This is a genomic window from Candidatus Rhodobacter oscarellae (assembly GCF_001078595.1).
Classification (GTDB): domain Bacteria; phylum Pseudomonadota; class Alphaproteobacteria; order Rhodobacterales; family Rhodobacteraceae; genus Rhodobacter_B; species Rhodobacter_B oscarellae.
In genome coordinates this window covers 1,244,906-1,263,478 of sequence record NZ_LFTY01000002.1, presented here as the reverse complement: position 1 = coordinate 1,263,478, position 18,573 = coordinate 1,244,906, and the positions used below count along the sequence as shown (strand labels likewise).

The following is an 18,573-nucleotide window of genomic DNA, read 5'->3' as shown; positions in this document are numbered from 1 at the left end:
CGAATTCGGTTTGCGAAAGGCGAGGGCGAGCAGTCATCGCCGAGCTATCCCACTGGTTGCAGGGATATACCAGGGGAAAGCGACCGGCTTTGCTATACTAGTGAGACTTTGCTATATTGATGAGATCATGTGTGAAATCAACCTGCCATACCTGAAGGACGGTGTGTTTTGGTGGGGGATCGTGCTGGCATCCCTGCTGGTGGGGTTGTTGGTGCTCTTTGCGATCAACGTGCAGAATTCGGAAGCGATGGACCGCATCGCGGCGGCCTTTGGGGTGCCGCTGGCGGCGTCCGGCCTGGCCTGGGGACATTTCTTCAAAGCGAAATCGCAATCCATCGAAATGTATCGCGAACTCCACTCCAAGCGCCACGAGGAACGGCGCTGCAAATTGCGGAAACAGCTTGCGGAGTTTCGAAAGGAGGCCTCAGGTATCTATTGGGGCGTGCGCGCCTTTGGGGTCGTCTTTGTTTTTGCGGTGATAGGCCACGCGAGTTTCACCTGGTTCGCCAATGGCACGATTGAGTTCGCCGTCGCCTCCGGCCTGATCACCATGGCGATTGGCAACATCTGGGGGCATTTTTTTGAGCGCGCCGTTGAAATTCGCGCGCGCCATTATTTCAAGGGACGCGACCAAAAAGGGGCGTAGGGCTAGATCGACAGCCGGGCGGCCTGGGTGCCGCGCTCGCGATAGGGGGTCGTGTCGTAATGCGCCCGGTAGCATTTCGAGAAATGCGACGGCGAGGCGAAACCGCAGGCCAGGGCCACGTTGATCACGCTCATATCGGTCTGCAGAAGCAGGTTGCGCGCCTTCTGCAGCCTTAGCTCCATGTAGTAACGCTTTGGCGAGCGGTTCAGATAGCGCCGGAACAGCCGCTCCAACTGGCGCGTCGACATGCCGACATCCTTGGCAAGGACCGAGGGGCTGATGGGCTCCTCGATATTCTGCTCCATCATCTGGATGACCTTGCTCAGCTTGGGGTGGCGCACGCCGATGCGGGTCGGCACGGACAGGCGCTGGGTGTCCTGGTCGGTGCGGATCGAGGTGTAGATCAGCTGGTCGGCCACCAGGTTTGCAAGCTGCTCGCCATGGTCGTCGGCGATGATCTTGAGCATCAGGTCGATCGAGGCGGTGCCGCCCGCGGTGGTGATCCGGTTGCCGTCCATCACGAAGACGGATTTCGTCAGCTCGACCTCTTCGAACTCCTCGGCAAAGCTGTCCTGGTTCTCCCAGTGGATCGTGGCACGCTTGCCGTCCAGAAGCCCGGCCTTGGCCAGGGTGAACCCCGCCGTGCAGAGCCCGCCGATCACCGGCCCGCGCCGCGCCTCGCGCCGCAGCCAGTTCAGCACCCGCTTGCTCGAGGCGGCCTGCACGTCAATGCCGCCGCAGACCAGGATCACGTCATCCCGACCGACCTCGGCCAGATCGCCATCAACCCGGAACACGGTGCCCGCCGAGCACCGCACCTCCTCGCCGCCCTCGCCAACCAGCGACCACGAATAAAGCGGCTTGCCCGACATCCGGTTTGCAATCCGCAGGCTCTCGACGGCGCTGGCAAAGCAAAGCATGGTAAAATCGTCCAGCAAAACAAACACAAAGCGCTTGACCGGGGCCTCGCGTGTGCTGGTGTTGGATGCTTGGCGCATAGCTTGCATGGGACTCACAGGCGTATTGATCGAAAGACGGAAGCAGCTTTGTTCACCACGCGCAAGGTTACGCAAGGGTAAAAAAACCGAAATTCTCTGTTGACGCACGTTTTGGCCCCTTTTAGCCCGCGCGCCGCCCGCCTATAACAAGGCTCCTTAACCTTGCGATCTTGGAGCAAAGACAATGAGCATTTGGGACAAATCTGCCTGGCGGTCCAAGCCTCGGGTGCAGATGCCCGACTATCTGGACGCCGACAAGCTGACCGCCGTTGAGGCCCAGCTTTCTCAGTATCCGCCGCTCGTTTTTGCGGGCGAGGCGCGGCAGCTTAAAGAAAAGCTTGGCGCGGTCTCCCGCGGCGAGGCGTTTCTTCTGCAGGGCGGCGACTGCGCGGAGAGCTTTGGCGAGTTCAGCGCGGACACGCTGCGCGACACGTTCAAAGTGTTCCTGCAGATGTCGATGGTGCTGACATTCGGCGCCAAGCTGCCGGTAGTGAAAGTGGGCCGCGTGGCCGGGCAGATGGCCAAGCCGCGCTCGGCCCCGATGGAGACCGTGGAGGGCGTGGAGCTGCCCAGCTACCGCGGCGACATCATCAACGGGTTCGACTTCACCCCGGATGCGCGGATCCCCGATCCGGACCGGATGCTGCAGGCCTACACCCAGGCGGCGGCCTCGCTGAACCTGTTGCGCGCTTTCTCAACGGGGGGCTTTGCGGACATGCGCCGGGTGCATGCATGGACGCTGGGCTTCACGGATCAGGACGACGCACGCAAGTACCGCGACATGGCGAACCGCATCCAGGACACGATTGATTTCATGGAGGCGGCGGGCGTTGGCTCTGCGGCGGCGCATGAATACTCCACCGTCAGCTTCTACACCTCGCATGAGGCGCTGCTGCTGGAGTATGAGGAAGCGCTGACGCGGATCGACAGCACCTCTGGCAAGTGGCTGGCGGGCTCGGGGCACATGATCTGGATCGGCGACCGCACGCGGCAGCCCGACGGCGCGCATGTCGAGTTCTGCAAGGGCGTGATGAACCCCATCGGCCTGAAATGCGGTCCCTCGATGACCACCGGGCACCTCAAGTCCCTGATGGCGACGCTGAACCCAGAGAACGAGCCGGGCCGCCTGACCCTGATCGCGCGCTTTGGCGCCGGCAATGTGGGCGAGCACCTGCCGCGCCTGATCAAGGCCGTGCAGGAAGAGGGCGCCAACGTGGTCTGGTCCTGCGATCCGATGCATGGCAACACGATCAAGGCCGCATCCGGCTACAAGACGCGCCCCTTCGAGTCCGTGCTGCGCGAGGTGCAGGAGTTCTTTGGCGTGCACCGGGCCGAGGGCTCGATCCCCGGCGGCGTGCATTTCGAGATGACCGGCAAGGACGTGACCGAATGCACCGGCGGGGTGCGCGCGGTGACGGACGAGGACCTCTCCAGCCGCTACCACACGGCCTGCGACCCGCGTCTCAACGCCAGCCAGTCCCTAGAACTGGCCTTCCTGGTGGCTGAGGAGCTGATCGGGCTGCGCGAAACCCGGGCTGTGAAGGCGGGCTAACTGCCGAACTTGGCGCGACGGCCCAAATTCCTTCCAAGGAATTTGGGCCGTCGCGCCAAGGTCAGAAGCTGCGAGATACCACGGATCTTGTGGAAAAGGCCGCCCGAGACGATATCTTGGGCGGCCATCTAGTTTCACGTGAAGCATTCACGCCTTATTTTACTGGCGTTTCCCGGTGTCAGCCCCCCGCGTTCCTCGCCTTGTCAGTCGCTTTTCACCAGCTTCAGATGCGGGTGCTTTGTCTCTTTCAGGCGCGCATCCGGCGCGGGCTGGAACAGCGAAGGCGCCTCGGCCAGTTCGGGCTTGGTCTTGGGCGCGATGCTTTGCGGCTCGTCAAAGCTCTTGGCCCCCGCCGCCGCAACGATGCGGCGCGTATGCACGTCCGCAACCGTAAAGCGCCGCGGCGTGCGGCCGATGCCGCCATGCGATTGCAGGCACCCAAGCAACCGGCTGCCACCGCGGCCCTCATTGCTGAGCGGCGCAAGATACAGCCGCGCATTGATCGCGGGCCGGCCGATCCCCGCCGGGCTGGACAGTTGCACCTCGGCCACCTCGGGGCGCTGCGAGACGCGCTGCAGGATATCGGCGACCTTGCCGCGCGCGGCGGGCTCGAAGAAAGCGGTCAGCGGCATGCCGCGCACTTCCATGCCCAGGATGTCGCTCAGATGCATGCCGGCCACGCGGATGCGCGCCACGCCCGGCGCCACCATCTCGAGCATCAGCGCGAATTCCAGCGCGTTCTCCAGCCCGCGCGGATCCACCTCGGCGCGGTTCGGCATCAGGCGGCCATCGCGCAGCCCCTCCCAATAGGCGTCGACCTGTTTGATCGCGGGAAACTTCATTTCCATGGCCTGCGTCCCAAACGACAAGATTTTGCCGATCGTGTCACGTCCGAACTCCATACTAAACCCCTTCCCGAAACATCGCATTGCGTCGCATGTGATACCCCGTCTATTAACCCTACGGTTAGATTCCTTACTCTTTCCTTAATCTGCCACAGAATGGGGCTAAAAGGGGGCGAAAACACATAAATGGTTAACTCAGATGGTTAATTCGATGACGGGGTTCGCAACCCTGAAGGGCGAGGCGCAGGGCTGGAGCTGGGTCTGGGACATGCGCGCGGTGAACGCGCGCGGGCTGGACGTGCGGGTGCGCGCGCCGGACTGGCTGGACGGCCTGGATCAGGCCGTGCGCGCCGCGGTGCCCAAGGCCGTTTCGCGCGGCAGCGTGACCATCGGGCTGCGGCTTTCGCGGGGCGAGGCCGAGACCACCGAGGAAATCGACCTCGACGTGCTGGGCCGCGCCTTGGCGCATATGCACACGATCGAGGTCGCCGCCGACCGCGCCGGGGTCGAGCTGTCCGAACCCAGCACGCTGGACGTGCTGGCGCTGCGCGGGATGCTGACCGCCGACGCCGCGCAGGATGACGGCGCCGCGCTGACCAAGACGCTAAGCGCCGACCTGCCCGCGCTGATCGAGGCCTTCAACGCCATGCGCGCCACCGAGGGCCAGGCCCTGGTCGAGGTCGTCACCGCCCAGCTCGACCGCATCGCCGCGCTCACCGATCAGGCCGCCGAGATCGCCGAGGCGCGCAAGGATCAATGGGCCGCCAAGCTGAAAGAGAACCTTGCCCGCGTGCTGGAGAACTCCGAGGGCGCCGACCCGGCCCGCGTGGCGCAGGAGCTTGCCATCATCGCGGTCAAAACGGACGTCACCGAAGAGATCGACCGCCTGCGCGCGCATGTGCAGGCCGCGCGCGACCTGCTGGCCGCGAAAGAGCCCGTGGGCCGCAAGCTCGACTTCCTCAGCCAGGAATTTAACCGCGAGGCAAACACTTTATGTTCCAAGTCGCAATCGGCAGAGCTTACGCCGGTCGGGCTTGACCTCAAAGCCACCATCGATCAGATGCGCGAGCAGATCCAGAACGTGGAGTGACAGATGGCGCAGCGGCGCGGCCTATTGGTGATCCTTAGCTCGCCCTCTGGGGCGGGAAAATCCAGCCTCGCCAGGGCCCTGCGCGCCTGGGACGACAGCATCGTCTTCTCGGTCTCGGCCACGACCCGCCCGGCGCGCCCCGGCGAGGTGGATGGCGAGCACTACCATTTCGTCAGCCATGACCGGTTCAACGCGATGATCGACGGGGGCGAGATGCTAGAGCACGCCACCGTGTTCGAGAACCTCTATGGCTCGCCCATCGGCCCGGTGGAGGCCGCCATTGAGGGCGGCCGCGACGTGCTGTTTGATATCGACTGGCAGGGCGGGCAGCAGATCCGCAACTCGCGGCTGCAAAACGACGTGGTGTCGATTTTCATCCTGCCACCCTCGATTGCCGAGCTGGACAGCCGCCTGCGCTCCCGCGCCCAAGACAGCGACGAGACCATCGCCAAGCGCATGGCGCAGAGCCGGGCCGAGATCAGCCATTGGGACGCCTATGATTACGTGCTGGTGAACCGCGATCTGGAGGGCACCGCGACCGAGCTGCGCTCTATCGTGGTGGCCGAGCGGCTCAAACGCAGCCGCCGCCCGGGGCTTAGCGATTTTGTACGCGGGCTGAACACCGAATTTGAGGAACGCATATGACCCTCTACGCGCTTGGCGAGCATCGCCCGCAGACCCCCGAGGATGGCGATTTCTATGTCGCCCCGGGTGCTCATGTGATCGGTCAGTGCGTGCTGCATAAAGCCAGCTCGATCTGGTTCGGCGCCGCGCTTCGCGGCGATAACGAGCCCATCACCCTGGGCGAGGGGTCCAACATCCAAGAGAACTCGGTGCTGCACACCGATGCGGGCTTTCCGCTGAACATCGGTAAGAACTGCACCATCGGGCATAAGGCGATGCTGCATGGCTGCACGATTGAGGACGGCGCGCTGATCGGCATGGGCGCCACGGTGCTGAACGGCGCGGTGATCGGCGCGGGCGCCCTGGTGGGCGCCGGTGCTTTGATCCCGGAGGGCAAGGTGATCCCGCCCGGCGTGCTGGTGCTGGGCGCCCCCGGCAAGGTCGTGCGCGAACTGACCGATCAGCACCGCCAGACCATGCTGGCCGCCGCGCTGCATTACCAAGAGCGGGGCCGCGAGTATAAGTCCCAGCTTGTCGCATTGCCGTAACATTTTTGGCCCATAGGGGCGGTCCGGGCCGTCGCGCCCGATGGGGAAAGACATGACGAAGACACCACCCAAAACCATCGTGCGCCGCACGCCCTGGCCGGAAAGCTCTACCCGGGCGATTGGCACACCGCTGCAGCCCTCGGTGGTCTATGCCGCCGAGAGCCCCGACGCTCTGGACGATATGTATGAGGGCAGGGCGCCCGGCTATGCCTATGCCCGCGAGGGCCACCCCAACGCGGATGTTCTGGCGCGCAAGATCGACGCTTTGGAGGGCGCTACCGGCGGGCTTGTCTTCGGCAGCGGCATGGCGGCGGTGACGGCGGTGATGCAGGGGCTCTTGCGGTCGGGCGATCATGTACTGGCGGGCAACCAGCTTTATGGCCGCTCAATGCGGATGCTGTCCGAGGAGCTGCCGAAATGGGGTGTCGAGGCGGATCTGGCCGATCCGACCGATGCCGCGCGCTTTGCGCAAGCCATAAAGCCCAACACCAAGTTGATCCTTTTGGAGGTCGTGTCGAACCCGACCCTGCGGGTCTCTGATGTCACCGGGATCGCGGCGCTGGCGCGCAAGCATGGCTGCATCCTGGTGATCGACAACACCTTTACCACGCCGCGCGGCTTCCAGCCGTTCCAGCATGGTGCGGATATCGTGATCCACTCGGTGACAAAGCTTCTGGCGGGGCATTCCGACGCCACTTTGGGCTATGTGGCGTGCAGCGATGCGGCGCATCGCGATCCGATCTATGCCACCGCGGTGACCCTGGGGCTTACGGCCAGCCCCTTCGATTGCTGGCTGGCCGAGCGCGGGCTCTATTCCTTCGAGCTGCGCTATGACCGGGCCGAGGCGAATGCGCGCGCGCTGGCGGACGCCCTGGCCGAGACCCCGGGCGTGGCCCGTGTGCTCTACCCCACGCGCCCCGACCACCCCGACCACAACCGCGCCGCGTCCCTGCTGGGCGCGCGGGGCGGCAACATGGTCAGCTTTGAGATTGGCGGCGGCAGGGCGGCGGCGAACGCATTGGTGCGCGCGGCACCCGACATCGCCTTTGCGCCCACGCTGGGCGATATCGGCACCACGCTGAGCCACCCCGCCACGTCGTCGCACCGGGCCCTGACGCCCCAGGCGCGCGCCGAGCTTGGCATGTCCGAGGGGTTCTTTCGCGTCTCGGTCGGCGTTGAGGACGTAGATATGCTAATCGGCGAATTCCGCGCGGCCATCGCCGCCGCGACCGGTGCCTAGATGACCCCGGAGCAAGCCGCCTCTCTGATGGACGCCGTCCCGATGGCCCTGGTGCTGATCGGGCGGGACGAACGCGTGATCGCCGCCAACAAGGTGTCGCAGGGGCTCTTTGGGAACAACCTGGAGGGCCGACACTATATCACGGTGCTGCGCCAGCCCGCGGTACTGGACTGTGTCGAGCGGGCACTGAAGGCCGGGGAGACCACGGAAAAGCAGTTCCCCAGCCGCGACGCGACGCGCGACACCACCTATCAGGTCATCGCCACGCCGGTGCGCACCGAGATCGTCCGCGGCGCGCTGCTGAGCCTTGAGGACATCACCCATGTGCAAGAGGCCACGCAGATGCGGCGCGACTTCGTCGCCAATGTCAGCCACGAACTGCGCACGCCGCTGACCGCGCTCTTGGGGTTCATCGAGACCCTGCGCGGCCCTGCGCGCGACGACCCCGCCGCGCAGGAGCGTTTTTTGGAAATCATGGCGCGCGAGGCCGAGCGCATGAACCGGCTGATCCACGACCTGCTGTCGCTCAGCCGCGTGGAAGCCGAGGAGCGTATGCGCCCCACCGATATGGTGGACTTGGCAAGCCTGTTGACCTCTGCCTCGACGACGCTGGGGCAGACCGCAGCGGATCACGGTGTCGAGCTTTCGTTGACCGGGGTCGAGGAGAGCTTGCAGGTGCCCGGCGATGCCGACCAGCTGTTGCAGGTCTTCACCAACCTGATTGAGAACGCGATCAAATATGGCGGCGGCCGCGCCGAGGTGAACGTGTCGGTCAGTGAGCGCGACCCGGCGCTGCGCGGCCCGGCGGTGCGCGTCGAGGTCAAGGATGACGGCGACGGGATTGATCCGCTGCAATTGCCGCGCCTGACCGAGCGGTTCTACCGCGTCGACAGCCACCGCTCGCGCGAGATCGGCGGCACGGGGCTGGGCCTGGCCATCGTCAAGCACATCGTGAACCGGCATCGCGGGCGCCTTCGGATCGAGAGCACGCAGGGGCAGGGCAGCCGATTTGTGGTGATCCTGCCGGCGCCGGAGTAGCGCCGCGATTCGCCCGATTCCATCGTTGCGCGTCGCATGGATGGCATCGGCGACGAAATTTACCATGAAATCTGAACAGATCTTAACTTGCTGGGCGTTGGGGCGATTTAGTTAATCGGCCCGACTCGGGCGAGTTTAGGGGCCCGTGACCCGCAAGGCGTTGAAAGAAAGGAAATATCCCTCGTTTGACCATAGCGGCTTTTGTTGCGCGCCCGGTCGGTTGTCACAAAACCGTTACGCAACCGTCACAAAAGTAAAACGCGCCATTCCTAGGAACGGCAGCACGGACGCAGAGGGGGCTCTGCGTCGGACAACCAACCAGGAGTTTTCCATGTCCTTCGTTAAATTGACCGCCTCTGCACTGGCGATCAGCGCAATTGCTGCCACCGCGGCCTCGGCTCGCGACCAGATCCGTATCGTTGGCTCGTCGACCGTATTCCCCTTCTCGACCGCTGTGGCCGAGCAGTTCGGTAAAACAACCGACTTCCAGACCCCCGTTGTTGAATCGACCGGTTCCGGCGGCGGGCTCAAGCTCTTCTGTGCCGGTGTTGGCACCGAGCATCCCGACATCACCAACGCCTCGCGCCGCATGAAGGCGAAAGAGTTCAAGCTGTGCCAGGAAAACGGCGTCAGCGACATCACCGAGGCCGTTGTGGGCTATGACGGCATCGTCGTTGCCAACGCCATGGAAGGTGCGGATTTCGAACTGACCCGCGCGCAGATCGTTATCGCCCTGGCCGAGAACGGCCCCAAGCCGATGACCTGGGACGAGGTCGACCCCTCGCTGCCCGCCATCAAGATCGAGGTTCTTGGACCTCCGCCGTCCTCCGGCACCCGTGACGCGTTCGAAGAGCTGGTCATGGAAGAGGGCTGCGAGGACACCGACCTGGTGGACTGCGAAGGCGTGTCCGTGCGCGAAGACGGCATCTACGTTGACGCCGGCGAGAACGACAACCTGATCGTGTCCAAGCTGGAAGCCAACCCGAACGCCCTGGGCGTCTTCGGCTTCTCCTTCCTGAACCAGAACTCCGACGCCATCAAAGGCGCCACCGTTGACGGCATCGAGCCGACCTTCGAGAACATCGCCGCTGGCGACTACCCGGTCTCGCGTTCGCTGTTCTTCTACATCAAGCAGGCCCACGTAGGCGTTGTTCCCGGCATCCAGGAATACGCAAACGAGTTCCTCTCGGACGCCGCCGCTGGCGAAGAGGGCTACCTGGTTGACAAAGGCCTGATCCCGCTGCCCGCCGACATGTTCGGCACCATCCAGGGCAACGTGGCTGGCCTGGTGAAAATGACCGGCAACGAGTGGAACTAATCCACCCGGCCTAAGACATATATCGAGGGGCGCCCAACTCGGCGCCCCTCGGCACCTTTGTGACCCTTCGCGCGCGCGTGGCGCGATGCTGTTGCCACCGTCCAGGAAACTCCAATGACTACCGTTTTGTTTGCCTTCGTTCTTCTGGCTGCGGTCGCTTCCTTTGTGCTGGCGCGTCAGCGGGCCGTCTCTGTGGTCGGTGGAGAGGTCAGCGCGCTGCACTCGCGCCCGTCCTTCCATGGGCTCTATAGCGGGCTTTGGGTTCTGATGGCGGGCATCGGCGCTGTCATCCTGCTGACCATTGTCCCGAACTTCTTTATCGACCGCGCCCTGATGGGCCAGATCGCCGCCGCGCTGCCGGATGACCCACGGATCGCGCATCAGCTGGTGCTGTCGGACGCCAAGGCGCTGGCCTCGGGCGAGATCGCCTCGAAGACCGATGATCTGCGCCTGGAGATCGCCGCTAAATACAGCAGCAGCGCCGGGCTCTGGAATTGGGTGCGGGTAATCATGGTCGTCGGCGGAGCCGTGCTGGCCGCGTTCATGACGTTGGGGGCGATCTCGCCCGACCGCCGCGCCCGCAATCGCTCTGAGACGATCATCCGGTTCATCCTTGCGGGCATGGCCACCATCGCGATCCTGACCACGGTCGGCATCGTGATGTCGCTGATCTTCGAGACGCTGAATTTCTTCAACAAGATCGACTGGCAGCTGCAGAAGTTCCTGTTTGGCACCACCTGGTCGCCGCTGTCGGGCGTGCATGAGGGCAAGCTGGACGCCGATAAGGTCGGCGCGATACCGCTCTTCGCGGGCACGCTGATGATCACGATGATCGCGATGCTGGTGGCGGTGCCGGTGGGGCTTTTTGCGGCGATCTTCCTATCAGATTTCGCGTCGCGGCGGGTGCGCTCGGTGGTCAAGCCGATGCTGGAGATCCTCGCGGGGATCCCGACCGTCGTCTACGGCTTCTTTGCCGCGATCACCGTGGCGCCGTTCCTGCGCGGCTCGGGCGAGGCAATAGGGCTGACCGTGGCGTCGGAATCGGCGCTGGTGGCGGGGATCGTGATGGGGATTATGATCATCCCGTTCATCTCCTCGCTGTCCGATGACGTGATCAACTCGGTGCCGCAATCCCTGCGTGACGGGGCCTATGGCCTGGGGGCGACCAAGGCCGAGACCATGCGCCAGGTGGTGCTGCCCGCGGCCCTGCCGGGCATCGTGTCGGCGGCGCTTTTGGGGTTCAGCCGTGCCGTGGGCGAGACCATGATCGTGGTGATGGCCGCGGGGCAGGGGGCGAACCTGACCGCCAACCCGTTTGAGGCCGTGACCACGGTGACCGTGCAGATCGTGATGCTGATCACCGGCGACACCGAGGCCGAGACCGCTGCGGGCCCCGCCTTTACACTGGGCTTCACGCTGTTCTGCGTGACCCTTCTGATGAACTTCGCCGCGCAGCGCCTGGTGCGCCGCTACCGCGAACTCTACGACTAGGGGCCGGGTATGACCGACGCAACTTCCTCTTCCGGCCATTACGGCAATCTCATCGGCGGCGCCTCGCGGGCGTCCGGGCTGCGGCGCCGCAGGGCGGCCGAGACCCGGCTGAAGGCCTATGGGATCACCGCGATCACGCTGGCGGCCATCGCGCTGTTCTCGCTGATCGGTTCGGTGGTGTACCAGGCCTCTGGAGCGCTGACCGAGGCCTATGTGACGCTCGACGTCACGCTGAACGCCGACGATGTCGACCCGGACGGCACGAAGGACCCCAAGAAGGTGCTGCGCGCCGATTTCGGCGGGCTGACCAAGGCCACGCTGCGCGAGGCCTTCCCAGACGTGACCGCGCGCAAGGCCAAGCGCCAGCTCTATGACGTGGTGTCCTCGGGCTCGGCCTTTGAGCTGGCCGACCATGTGTCGAACAACACCGACCTGATCGGCGAGACCATCAGCTACCGCTTCCTGGCCTCCGACGTCACCGACCTCTATCTGAAGGGCAATTTCGGCAAGCTGCGCGAGCAAGAGGTGCGCGGGCTTCTGTCGGTGTTCCTCGACGAGAAGGGCAAGACCGCCACGATCTCTTCCTCCTCCAATGACTTCGCTGACGTGCTGGCCCAGGTAAAGCTGAACCTGATCGAGGACGCCAAGCGGTTGCGCCGCCACGCCGCGCGCCAGAACAACGCCGTCTCGGTGTTCCAGCGCCGCATGGAGAATGCCGTCGACGAAGAGACCCGTGCCGCCACCGAGGCGCAGTTCAAAACCGCCACCACGCAGCGCGACAAGCTCTTGGCCGAAGCCGAGGCGCTTGAGGCGCGGGCAGGGGGCACCGAGGGGGCCGAGGATCTGTCGGACGACAACCGCTCGATCTTCATTCGCGCGGGCGGCGGCTGGATCAAGCTGACCAAGATTGACGCCACAGTGGCCGAGGGCACGGTGATGAGCGCTCTGTCCGGCGATCTGGAGAACACCGACGCATGGACCCTGCTCAAGACTGATCTTCCGGAGGCCGCGCGCAAGGTCACCGACACCCAGATCGTGGTGATCGAGGACCTCAAGGCCGCCGGCGCCATCGACAGCGTGTTTAATTGGCGCTTCTTCTCTTCGGGTGACAGCCGCGAGCCAGAGCTTGCGGGCATCTGGGGCGCCACGGTGGGCAGCCTGTTCACCATGCTGGTGACGTTTAGCCTAGCCTTCCCGATTGGCGTCGCGGCGGCGATCTACCTTGAGGAATTCGCGCCCAAGAACAAGTTCACCGACCTCATCGAGATCAACATCAACAACCTGGCCGCGGTGCCGTCCATTGTGTTCGGCTTGCTGGGCTTGTCGGTCTTCCTGGGAGTCTTCGGGGTGCCGCGCTCGGCGCCGCTGGCGGGCGGGATCGTGCTGGCTCTGATGACGCTGCCGACGATCATTATCGCGGGCCGCGCGGCGATCAAGGCGGTGCCGCCATCGATCCGGGACGCCGCCCTTGGGGTCGGAGCCTCGAAAATGCAGGCCAGCTTCCACCATGTGCTGCCGCTGGCCATGCCCGGCATCCTGACCGGCACGATCATCGGCATGGCGCAGGCCCTGGGCGAGACCGCGCCGCTGATCATGATCGGCATGGTCGCCTTTATCGTCGAGGTGCCCACCAGCATCACGGACAGCGCCTCGGTGCTGCCGGTGCAGGTCTTCCGCTGGTCGGACTTCCCGGAACGGGCCTTCGAGGCCAAGACCGGGGCGGCGATCTGCGTGCTGCTGGTCTTCCTGGTGATTATGAATGCGATCGCAATTGTGTTACGACGTCGCTTTGAGCGGCGCTGGTAAGGAGATCCGGAGCGATGTTCGACAACGAGAAAGCTGAGAGGGACGCTGGCGTGACCGAAACGAAAATCTCCGCAAAGGGCGTGCAAGTCTTCTATGCTGACAACCACGCGATCAAGGACGTGGATGTTGACATCGGCGACAAGACCGTCACCGCCTTCATCGGGCCGTCGGGTTGCGGGAAGTCGACTTTTCTGCGCTGCCTCAATAGGATGAACGACACAATTGATGTCGCGCGGATCGAGGGCCAGATCCTTCTGGACGGCGAGGACATCTATGACCGCCGCGTCGATCCGGTGCAGCTGCGCGCCAAGGTGGGCATGGTGTTCCAAAAACCGAACCCGTTCCCGAAATCCATCTACGACAACGTCGCCTACGGGCCGCGCATCCACGGGCTGGCCAAGAGCAAGGCCGACCTGGATGAGATCGTCGAGAAATCCCTGCGCCGCGGGGCGATCTGGGACGAGGTCAAGGACCGGCTGCAATCGCCTGGCACGGGGCTTTCCGGCGGGCAGCAGCAGCGCCTATGCATCGCGCGCGCCATCGCCACCCAGCCCGAGGTGCTGCTGATGGACGAGCCGTGCTCGGCGCTTGACCCCATCGCCACGGACCAGATCGAGAACCTGATCCACGAGCTGCGCCAGAGCTACTCGGTGATCATCGTGACGCACTCGATGCAGCAGGCCGCGCGGGTCAGCCAAAAGACCGCCTATTTCCACCTGGGGAATATGGTAGAGTTCGGCGACACCAGCGACATCTTCACCAACCCGATCGATCCCCGGACCGAAAGCTACATCTCAGGACGTATTGGCTAAGCCCATGATGCAAGAGAAACATATCTCCTCAGCCTTCGACCGCGATCTCGAAACGCTGCAGGCGCTCATCATGAAGATGGGCGGGCTGGTCGAGGATTCGATCCGCGACGCCACGGACGCGCTGATCAATCGCGACGAGGAGCTGGCCCAGAAGGTGCGCCGCGCCGACAAGGCCATCGACGCGCTTGAGGAAGAGGTCAACCAGGAGGCCGCGCGGGTCATCGCGCTGCGCGCGCCCGTGGCGGGGGACCTGCGCACGGTGCTGACCGTGATGAAGATCTCGGCCAATCTGGAGCGCTGCGGCGACTACGCCAAGAACATGGCCAAGCGCACCTCGGTGCTGGTGCAGATGCCCAATGTGGACGGCGCCTCGCATGCGATCCGCCGCATGGCGCGCGACGTGGACCTGATGCTGAAGGACGCGCTAGACGCCTATATCGCCCGCGATGACGGGCTGGCCTCTGAGGTGCGCGAGCGCGACAGCGATATCGACCAGATGTACAACACGCTGTTTCGTGAGTTCCTGACCCATATGATGGAGGACCCGCGCAACATCACCGCCTGCATGCACCTGCATTTCATCGCTAAGAACATGGAGCGCATGGGCGACCACGTGACCTCGATCGCCGAACAGGTGATCTACCTTGTCACCGGCGAGCTGCCCGATGATCCGCGCAACAAGTCCGATAAGACGTCCTATGATCTTCCGGAGGGCGATGCGTAATGTCCGTGGCGCAACCCAAAGTCCTGTTGGTCGAAGACGAACCCGCGCAGCGCGAAGTTCTGGCCTATAACCTAGAGGCCGAGGGCTTTGACGTCGCCCGCGCCGAGAACGGTGACGAGGCGCTCATCCTGGTCGACGAGGAGGCGCCCGACATCATCCTGCTGGACTGGATGCTGCCCGGCGTGTCCGGGATCGAGATCTGCCGCCGCCTGAAATCCCGCCGCGAGACCCGCACCGTGCCGATCATCATGCTGTCGGCGCGTTCCGAAGAGGTCGACCGGGTGAGGGGGCTCGAGACCGGCGCGGATGATTACGTTGTGAAACCGTTCTCTGTGGTCGAGCTGATGGCACGCGTGCGCGCGCAACTGCGCCGGACACGGCCCGCGACCGTCGGGCAGCGGCTGGAATTCGATGACATCATCCTCGACAGCGAGACCCATAAGGTATCGCGGTCCGAAAAGCCGCTAAAGCTGGGGCCGACCGAGTTCCGTCTGCTGACGACCTTCATGGAGAAGCCCGGCCGCGTCTGGTCGCGCGAGCAGCTCTTGGACCGCGTCTGGGGCCGCGACATCTATGTGGACACCAGAACCGTGGATGTGCATATCGGGCGGCTGCGCAAGGCGCTGTGCCAGCATGGCGGCGAGGACCCGGTGCGCACGGTGCGCGGCGCGGGCTACGCGCTGGGGTAGGGCGCGCGCTAGCGCGCCTCCGCCCGCAGGCGCGAAAACGGATCGGTTGCCAGCTTTGTTTTTACCTCGGCGCGGGACATGCAGCGCTTTGTCGGTTTGGGCATCCTGACCCTCTTCTTGCCGGTGCCGCCGCCTGCCAGATTGATCACGAGGAAGATCAAGCCGAAGACGCCCAGCACGCCCAGCAGAGCAATGTTGACCTGTACATTCTTATCCTGAAGGTCGATGGCCGAAAGGACGACGGGCAGGGCGCCTGTGTCCGGGCTGATCGGGGCCGCGGCCAGATTGCTGCCATCCGTTGGCAACACGACCGCTGGCTCGGAAGCCCCCTGGCCGCCCGTTGACCAAACCGCGCTCATTATGCCGTTCATCGTTTCGCTGGCGGAGCCAAGCATCAGGAGCACGCCAAGAACCAAAACCCCGGCCAGTGCATACACGCTCCGCAGTAACCTGTTTGGCTTAGCCGAGCTTGCCGGTAGTGGTTTACGGTCGCCCTCCGCGGCATGTTTTAGTGGTTCGTCCGCTTGCGCTATGGGCTGGCTCGCCTGATTTGTTGCCGCCTCTGCACCGGAGGGGACCCCGTATTTCTCATACAACTCGGCCAATTGGGTGTTCTTGGGGGCTTGCAGAACTCGGGCATTCGCGGTGCTTTGGGATCTCGCCGCAACAGATCCATACGTGTGAACCTCCGCCTGTACACCTTTGTTTTCTCTTGGTTTTCCACCAATTATCTTGAAGAAGGCAAACCGCCCAACACCAAAGAGCGCCAGCCCCAGCGAAATCAAGTTGAAGAGCAGTCGCGTCTCGGAGGCTGCCTTGGGATTGGGCTGCAGAGCAACCTCGCGACCTTCGAAGTAAGGCACGACGAACACAAACTCCGGCGATTGGATCAGGCCTTCCTCCCACAAAACTTCGTTGAATTGGCCTTTCAGGGCGACGCTGGTGTCAATCTCGCCGCTGATCTTCAGGATTGGGCCGTTCGGTCCGTCCCGCAAAACCATCCCGGCAAAGAGCGCGTCAAACTTATCCAATTGCGTCTCATGAAGAGAAATGGCGGCGCGCACCTCGCGGCTCTCATACGTGTCACCCTCACCGAACAGCATGAAGACATAGCGTTCGGTATCCGTGAAACGACCTTCTGTGATAAGCTGGTAGTAGTAGTCGAGGTTTATCCAACCGCTGATGTTGATCTCATTCGCGGGCCCGACATTGGTAGCCTGCGAGAACTCCGCCAGGTCAACGAGGGCAGGGGCACCTTGCTGCAGGGCCACGGCTTTCTCTGCTTCAAACTGCTGCGCGTCCTTGGCGGCCATATGACCGAGGTAGACCACGCCACCAGCAGCCAAAAAGAACACCCAAAACGGCATGCGAAGGACGAGAAAGATGAGGTGGTGCATAGCTGAACCTGCTGTCCATGCGTTAAATTCCCGCCTTGGAGAATGGACGTGCTTATGGGCCAAATCACGGCGTGTTCTTGAAATTTAAGGTCAATTCTGAGGGCGCGGGCCGTCGGATAGGGCGCCGGGTGCAGATTCCATTCGGGCATCTATCGTTCGTATAATCAGTAACATGTTAAACGCCTAAACGCGACCTCGCGTTCTAGCTGTAGCTAGGGCGTCCAGATCTTGTAGATAGCGGTATCCTACGGACTACCGCAGGTGTTTTCAAGCCCTTCTATCGCTAGTTGTTATGATTTTTTGCACCACGGTACAAATTCTCTGGACCCCCCTGTCCCCTTTCTAGCCTCCCGGCTATCGGGTCTTTTTTTGCACCTTTTGGCGCGCGCTGCCTGGGTCAACGAATTCGGTTCATCCTCATGCGCCAAAGATGGCTTTATGCTGGGGGGTGTCCTTGAGTTCACAGTGGTGATTACATTGCTTTGCAAGGCGTGCCCAGGCGTCAAAGTCTGCGGGCGAGCCGCTTTCTTTATGCCTCTGTTTAAGGACCGCTTCGCTAAGTCTGGCGGCAATTTTTTGCGCCTTGGTTTTTCCTCTGAAACAACGGGCGCAGGGGCGCGGGCCACCACAGGTGGCCCGGATTCGCGCGGCTTGGACGCGCTTGTTGTTTTCCCCGTGACTGGTGGCGAGATGTGTCCGCCACTGCTGGAGGTCGAACGCTTGGGCTTCTTGTCTTTCTTCCGGGCCATATATCAAGTCCTCATAGTCGGTTACATTTTCAATTTGTTCCAGCGTGGATAGTAGGGTTGACCATTGAGGGGCATCGCGCCCCGTTTCCTGACGGACGTATTGATTGACATCATGGAGCATAAGGCACCATTGGCGCCTTATGGCTCCCTTGGGCCACCAAAACCCGGAATACCCGGGTATGGTTAGCTCTAGCTTTGGCGGCACCGCCCGTAGATCTTTCAGCCGCTGCGCTTTTTCTTCCAGATACCGAAGCCCTATTGGAGGCTTCTTAGACATTCTAAAGACGCCATGGGCATACGCTTCCGCGTGTTCCGCGCGGGCCTTTCCCTTGGATCGACCGGAACCAAATTGGGTTTTGAGTGCATATTTAAGCACGTAGGAGATACCCGCTTGGTCTGGGGCGTGCGTTACTATGTGGCCGTGCGGCCAGATGGACCAATGGTCCATAAACGCGTGACGCCGCCCCATTGGTGTGATCCTTGGTCCGTTTTCCCGACCCCTTTTTGCGTGCGTTACGTGATAGAAATCACTCCACTCACCGAGGTGTGCGAAAGCCCGCTTGGCAAACACGATGGTATGCCAATGGACGCGGCCCTTATTTTCGCCAAGCTCGCCGCAAATTATGTACGAAATCTCACCGGTTACACCGTATTCCCTCTCATAGAGGAAGCGGAGATTTTTTAGCCATAACTGGATGTCGCGATATTTGAACGCTCTTGCGCCGTCTGGCTTTTCGCCGTCGTGTTTATCACGGTAGGTAAGGTTGAACGCATAAGCGTGCTGAGACGTGGCCCGTTCGGCCATCGCCCGCGCAACCCAATCGTTTTTTCTGGCGCCAATACATTGGTCGCAGTTACGACAGGCGAAGGTATGACCGTTATGGGTTATGGGGTCGGAGCACATTTTCTTTTTCCTCGCTGTCACTAATTGCATACAGGATCAAGCAGTGATGCGACGACTTTTCCCTATTGTTCCAATAGGTTAAAAGCCGTCGCTGCTCCGCAG

The 18,573-nt window shown here is 62.9% G+C and carries 17 protein-coding genes; 13 read left to right on the top strand and 4 right to left on the bottom strand.

Features of this window, described 5'->3' with window-relative positions:
- Positions 1 to 10: 10 nt before the first annotated feature.
- A complete protein-coding gene (locus AIOL_RS11000) occupies positions 11 to 646 on the top strand; it encodes a hypothetical protein (protein WP_152912487.1) in 636 nt (211 codons plus the stop codon).
- Positions 647 to 648: 2 nt separating this feature from the next.
- Here AIOL_RS11000 and AIOL_RS10995 read toward each other — a convergent pair whose 3' ends face one another.
- The gene (locus tag AIOL_RS10995; RefSeq protein ID WP_394298924.1) at positions 649 to 1,644 is read right to left on the bottom strand and encodes a GlxA family transcriptional regulator; all 996 of its coding nucleotides are present in this window, start codon (positions 1,642 to 1,644) and stop codon (positions 649 to 651) included.
- A gap of 184 nt (positions 1,645 to 1,828) precedes the next feature.
- Here AIOL_RS10995 and AIOL_RS10990 point away from each other — a divergent pair, with 184 nt between their 5' ends.
- The gene (locus tag AIOL_RS10990) at positions 1,829 to 3,196 is read left to right on the top strand and encodes a class II 3-deoxy-7-phosphoheptulonate synthase (protein ID WP_049643014.1); all 1,368 of its coding nucleotides are present in this window, start codon (positions 1,829 to 1,831) and stop codon (positions 3,194 to 3,196) included.
- A gap of 203 nt (positions 3,197 to 3,399) precedes the next feature.
- Here AIOL_RS10990 and AIOL_RS10985 read toward each other — a convergent pair whose 3' ends face one another.
- A complete protein-coding gene (locus tag AIOL_RS10985) occupies positions 3,400 to 4,044 on the bottom strand; it encodes a PAS domain-containing protein (protein WP_160314466.1) in 645 nt (214 codons plus the stop codon).
- A gap of 208 nt (positions 4,045 to 4,252) precedes the next feature.
- On the opposite strand from AIOL_RS10985, the gene AIOL_RS10980 reads away from it, so the two are divergent.
- The 11 genes from AIOL_RS10980 to phoB all read left to right on the top strand — a co-directional run bounded on the left by AIOL_RS10980 (position 4,253) and on the right by phoB (position 15,421).
- A complete protein-coding gene (locus AIOL_RS10980) occupies positions 4,253 to 5,131 on the top strand; it encodes a YicC/YloC family endoribonuclease (protein ID WP_235438979.1) in 879 nt (292 codons plus the stop codon).
- A gap of 3 nt (positions 5,132 to 5,134) precedes the next feature.
- Complete coding sequence (gene gmk / locus AIOL_RS10975) at positions 5,135 to 5,776, top strand: guanylate kinase (protein WP_049643012.1); 642 nt, start codon at positions 5,135 to 5,137, stop codon at positions 5,774 to 5,776.
- Complete coding sequence (locus tag AIOL_RS10970; protein ID WP_049643011.1) at positions 5,773 to 6,303, top strand: gamma carbonic anhydrase family protein; 531 nt, start codon at positions 5,773 to 5,775, stop codon at positions 6,301 to 6,303. The genes gmk and AIOL_RS10970 overlap by 4 nt, the downstream gene beginning before the upstream one ends.
- 52 nt (positions 6,304 to 6,355) lie before the next feature.
- A complete protein-coding gene (locus AIOL_RS10965; RefSeq protein ID WP_049645395.1) occupies positions 6,356 to 7,543 on the top strand; it encodes a trans-sulfuration enzyme family protein in 1,188 nt (395 codons plus the stop codon).
- Positions 7,544 to 8,581, top strand: a complete 1,038-nt coding sequence (locus AIOL_RS10960; RefSeq protein ID WP_049643010.1) for a sensor histidine kinase — start codon at positions 7,544 to 7,546, stop codon at positions 8,579 to 8,581.
- A 331-nt stretch (positions 8,582 to 8,912) separates the two neighbouring features.
- Positions 8,913 to 9,899 carry a substrate-binding domain-containing protein gene (locus AIOL_RS10955; protein WP_049643009.1) on the top strand — a complete coding sequence of 329 codons (987 nt, stop codon included), beginning with the start codon at positions 8,913 to 8,915 and terminating at the stop codon, positions 9,897 to 9,899.
- A gap of 114 nt (positions 9,900 to 10,013) precedes the next feature.
- Positions 10,014 to 11,390, top strand: coding sequence for a phosphate ABC transporter permease subunit PstC (gene pstC / locus AIOL_RS10950; RefSeq protein ID WP_049643008.1), 1,377 nt, complete (start codon positions 10,014 to 10,016; stop codon positions 11,388 to 11,390).
- Positions 11,391 to 11,399: 9 nt separating this feature from the next.
- The gene (gene pstA / locus AIOL_RS24425; protein ID WP_082152539.1) at positions 11,400 to 13,196 is read left to right on the top strand and encodes a phosphate ABC transporter permease PstA; all 1,797 of its coding nucleotides are present in this window, start codon (positions 11,400 to 11,402) and stop codon (positions 13,194 to 13,196) included.
- Between the two features lie 14 nt (positions 13,197 to 13,210).
- Entirely contained in the window at positions 13,211 to 14,008 is a 798-nt protein-coding gene (gene pstB, locus AIOL_RS10940) for a phosphate ABC transporter ATP-binding protein PstB (RefSeq protein WP_049643007.1), read from the top strand.
- Between the two features lie 7 nt (positions 14,009 to 14,015).
- A complete protein-coding gene (phoU, locus tag AIOL_RS10935; protein WP_049645393.1) occupies positions 14,016 to 14,732 on the top strand; it encodes a phosphate signaling complex protein PhoU in 717 nt (238 codons plus the stop codon).
- Positions 14,732 to 15,421: a phosphate regulon transcriptional regulator PhoB gene (gene phoB, locus AIOL_RS10930; protein WP_049643006.1), complete on the top strand. Its 690-nt coding sequence runs from the start codon at positions 14,732 to 14,734 to the stop codon at positions 15,419 to 15,421. Before phoU ends, phoB begins: the two co-directional genes overlap by 1 nt.
- A gap of 8 nt (positions 15,422 to 15,429) precedes the next feature.
- Here the strand turns inward: phoB and AIOL_RS10925 are convergent, their stop codons facing one another.
- Positions 15,430 to 16,818, bottom strand: coding sequence for a hypothetical protein (locus tag AIOL_RS10925; protein ID WP_049643005.1), 1,389 nt, complete (start codon positions 16,816 to 16,818; stop codon positions 15,430 to 15,432).
- A 417-nt stretch (positions 16,819 to 17,235) separates the two neighbouring features.
- On the bottom strand, positions 17,236 to 18,501 hold the full coding sequence (locus AIOL_RS25030) for a rolling circle replication-associated protein (protein ID WP_152912486.1): 1,266 nt from the start codon (positions 18,499 to 18,501) through the stop codon (positions 17,236 to 17,238).
- Between the last annotated feature and the right edge of the window lie 72 nt (positions 18,502 to 18,573).

Excerpts from the sequence above, each read along its gene's own strand:
- AIOL_RS10970 (WP_049643011.1), top strand. The coding sequence starts at position 5,773 with ATGACCCTCTACGCGCTTGGCGAGCATCGCCCGCAGACCCCCGAGGAT.
- phoU (WP_049645393.1), top strand. The coding sequence starts at position 14,016 with ATGCAAGAGAAACATATCTCCTCAGCCTTCGACCGCGATCTCGAAACG.
- AIOL_RS10960 (WP_049643010.1), top strand. The coding sequence starts at position 7,544 with ATGACCCCGGAGCAAGCCGCCTCTCTGATGGACGCCGTCCCGATGGCC.
- AIOL_RS10925 (WP_049643005.1), bottom strand. The coding sequence starts at position 16,818 with ATGCACCACCTCATCTTTCTCGTCCTTCGCATGCCGTTTTGGGTGTTC.
- AIOL_RS10985 (WP_160314466.1), bottom strand. The coding sequence starts at position 4,044 with ATGGAAATGAAGTTTCCCGCGATCAAACAGGTCGACGCCTATTGGGAG.
- gmk (WP_049643012.1), top strand. The coding sequence starts at position 5,135 with ATGGCGCAGCGGCGCGGCCTATTGGTGATCCTTAGCTCGCCCTCTGGG.
- AIOL_RS10995 (WP_394298924.1), bottom strand. The coding sequence starts at position 1,644 with ATGCGCCAAGCATCCAACACCAGCACACGCGAGGCCCCGGTCAAGCGC.
- pstC (WP_049643008.1), top strand. The coding sequence starts at position 10,014 with ATGACTACCGTTTTGTTTGCCTTCGTTCTTCTGGCTGCGGTCGCTTCC.
- pstB (WP_049643007.1), top strand. The coding sequence starts at position 13,211 with ATGTTCGACAACGAGAAAGCTGAGAGGGACGCTGGCGTGACCGAAACG.
- AIOL_RS10990 (WP_049643014.1), top strand. The coding sequence starts at position 1,829 with ATGAGCATTTGGGACAAATCTGCCTGGCGGTCCAAGCCTCGGGTGCAG.
- AIOL_RS10955 (WP_049643009.1), top strand. The coding sequence starts at position 8,913 with ATGTCCTTCGTTAAATTGACCGCCTCTGCACTGGCGATCAGCGCAATT.
- AIOL_RS25030 (WP_152912486.1), bottom strand. The coding sequence starts at position 18,501 with ATGCAATTAGTGACAGCGAGGAAAAAGAAAATGTGCTCCGACCCCATA.
- pstA (WP_082152539.1), top strand. The coding sequence starts at position 11,400 with ATGACCGACGCAACTTCCTCTTCCGGCCATTACGGCAATCTCATCGGC.
- AIOL_RS10980 (WP_235438979.1), top strand. The coding sequence starts at position 4,253 with ATGACGGGGTTCGCAACCCTGAAGGGCGAGGCGCAGGGCTGGAGCTGG.
- phoB (WP_049643006.1), top strand. The coding sequence starts at position 14,732 with ATGTCCGTGGCGCAACCCAAAGTCCTGTTGGTCGAAGACGAACCCGCG.
- AIOL_RS10965 (WP_049645395.1), top strand. The coding sequence starts at position 6,356 with ATGACGAAGACACCACCCAAAACCATCGTGCGCCGCACGCCCTGGCCG.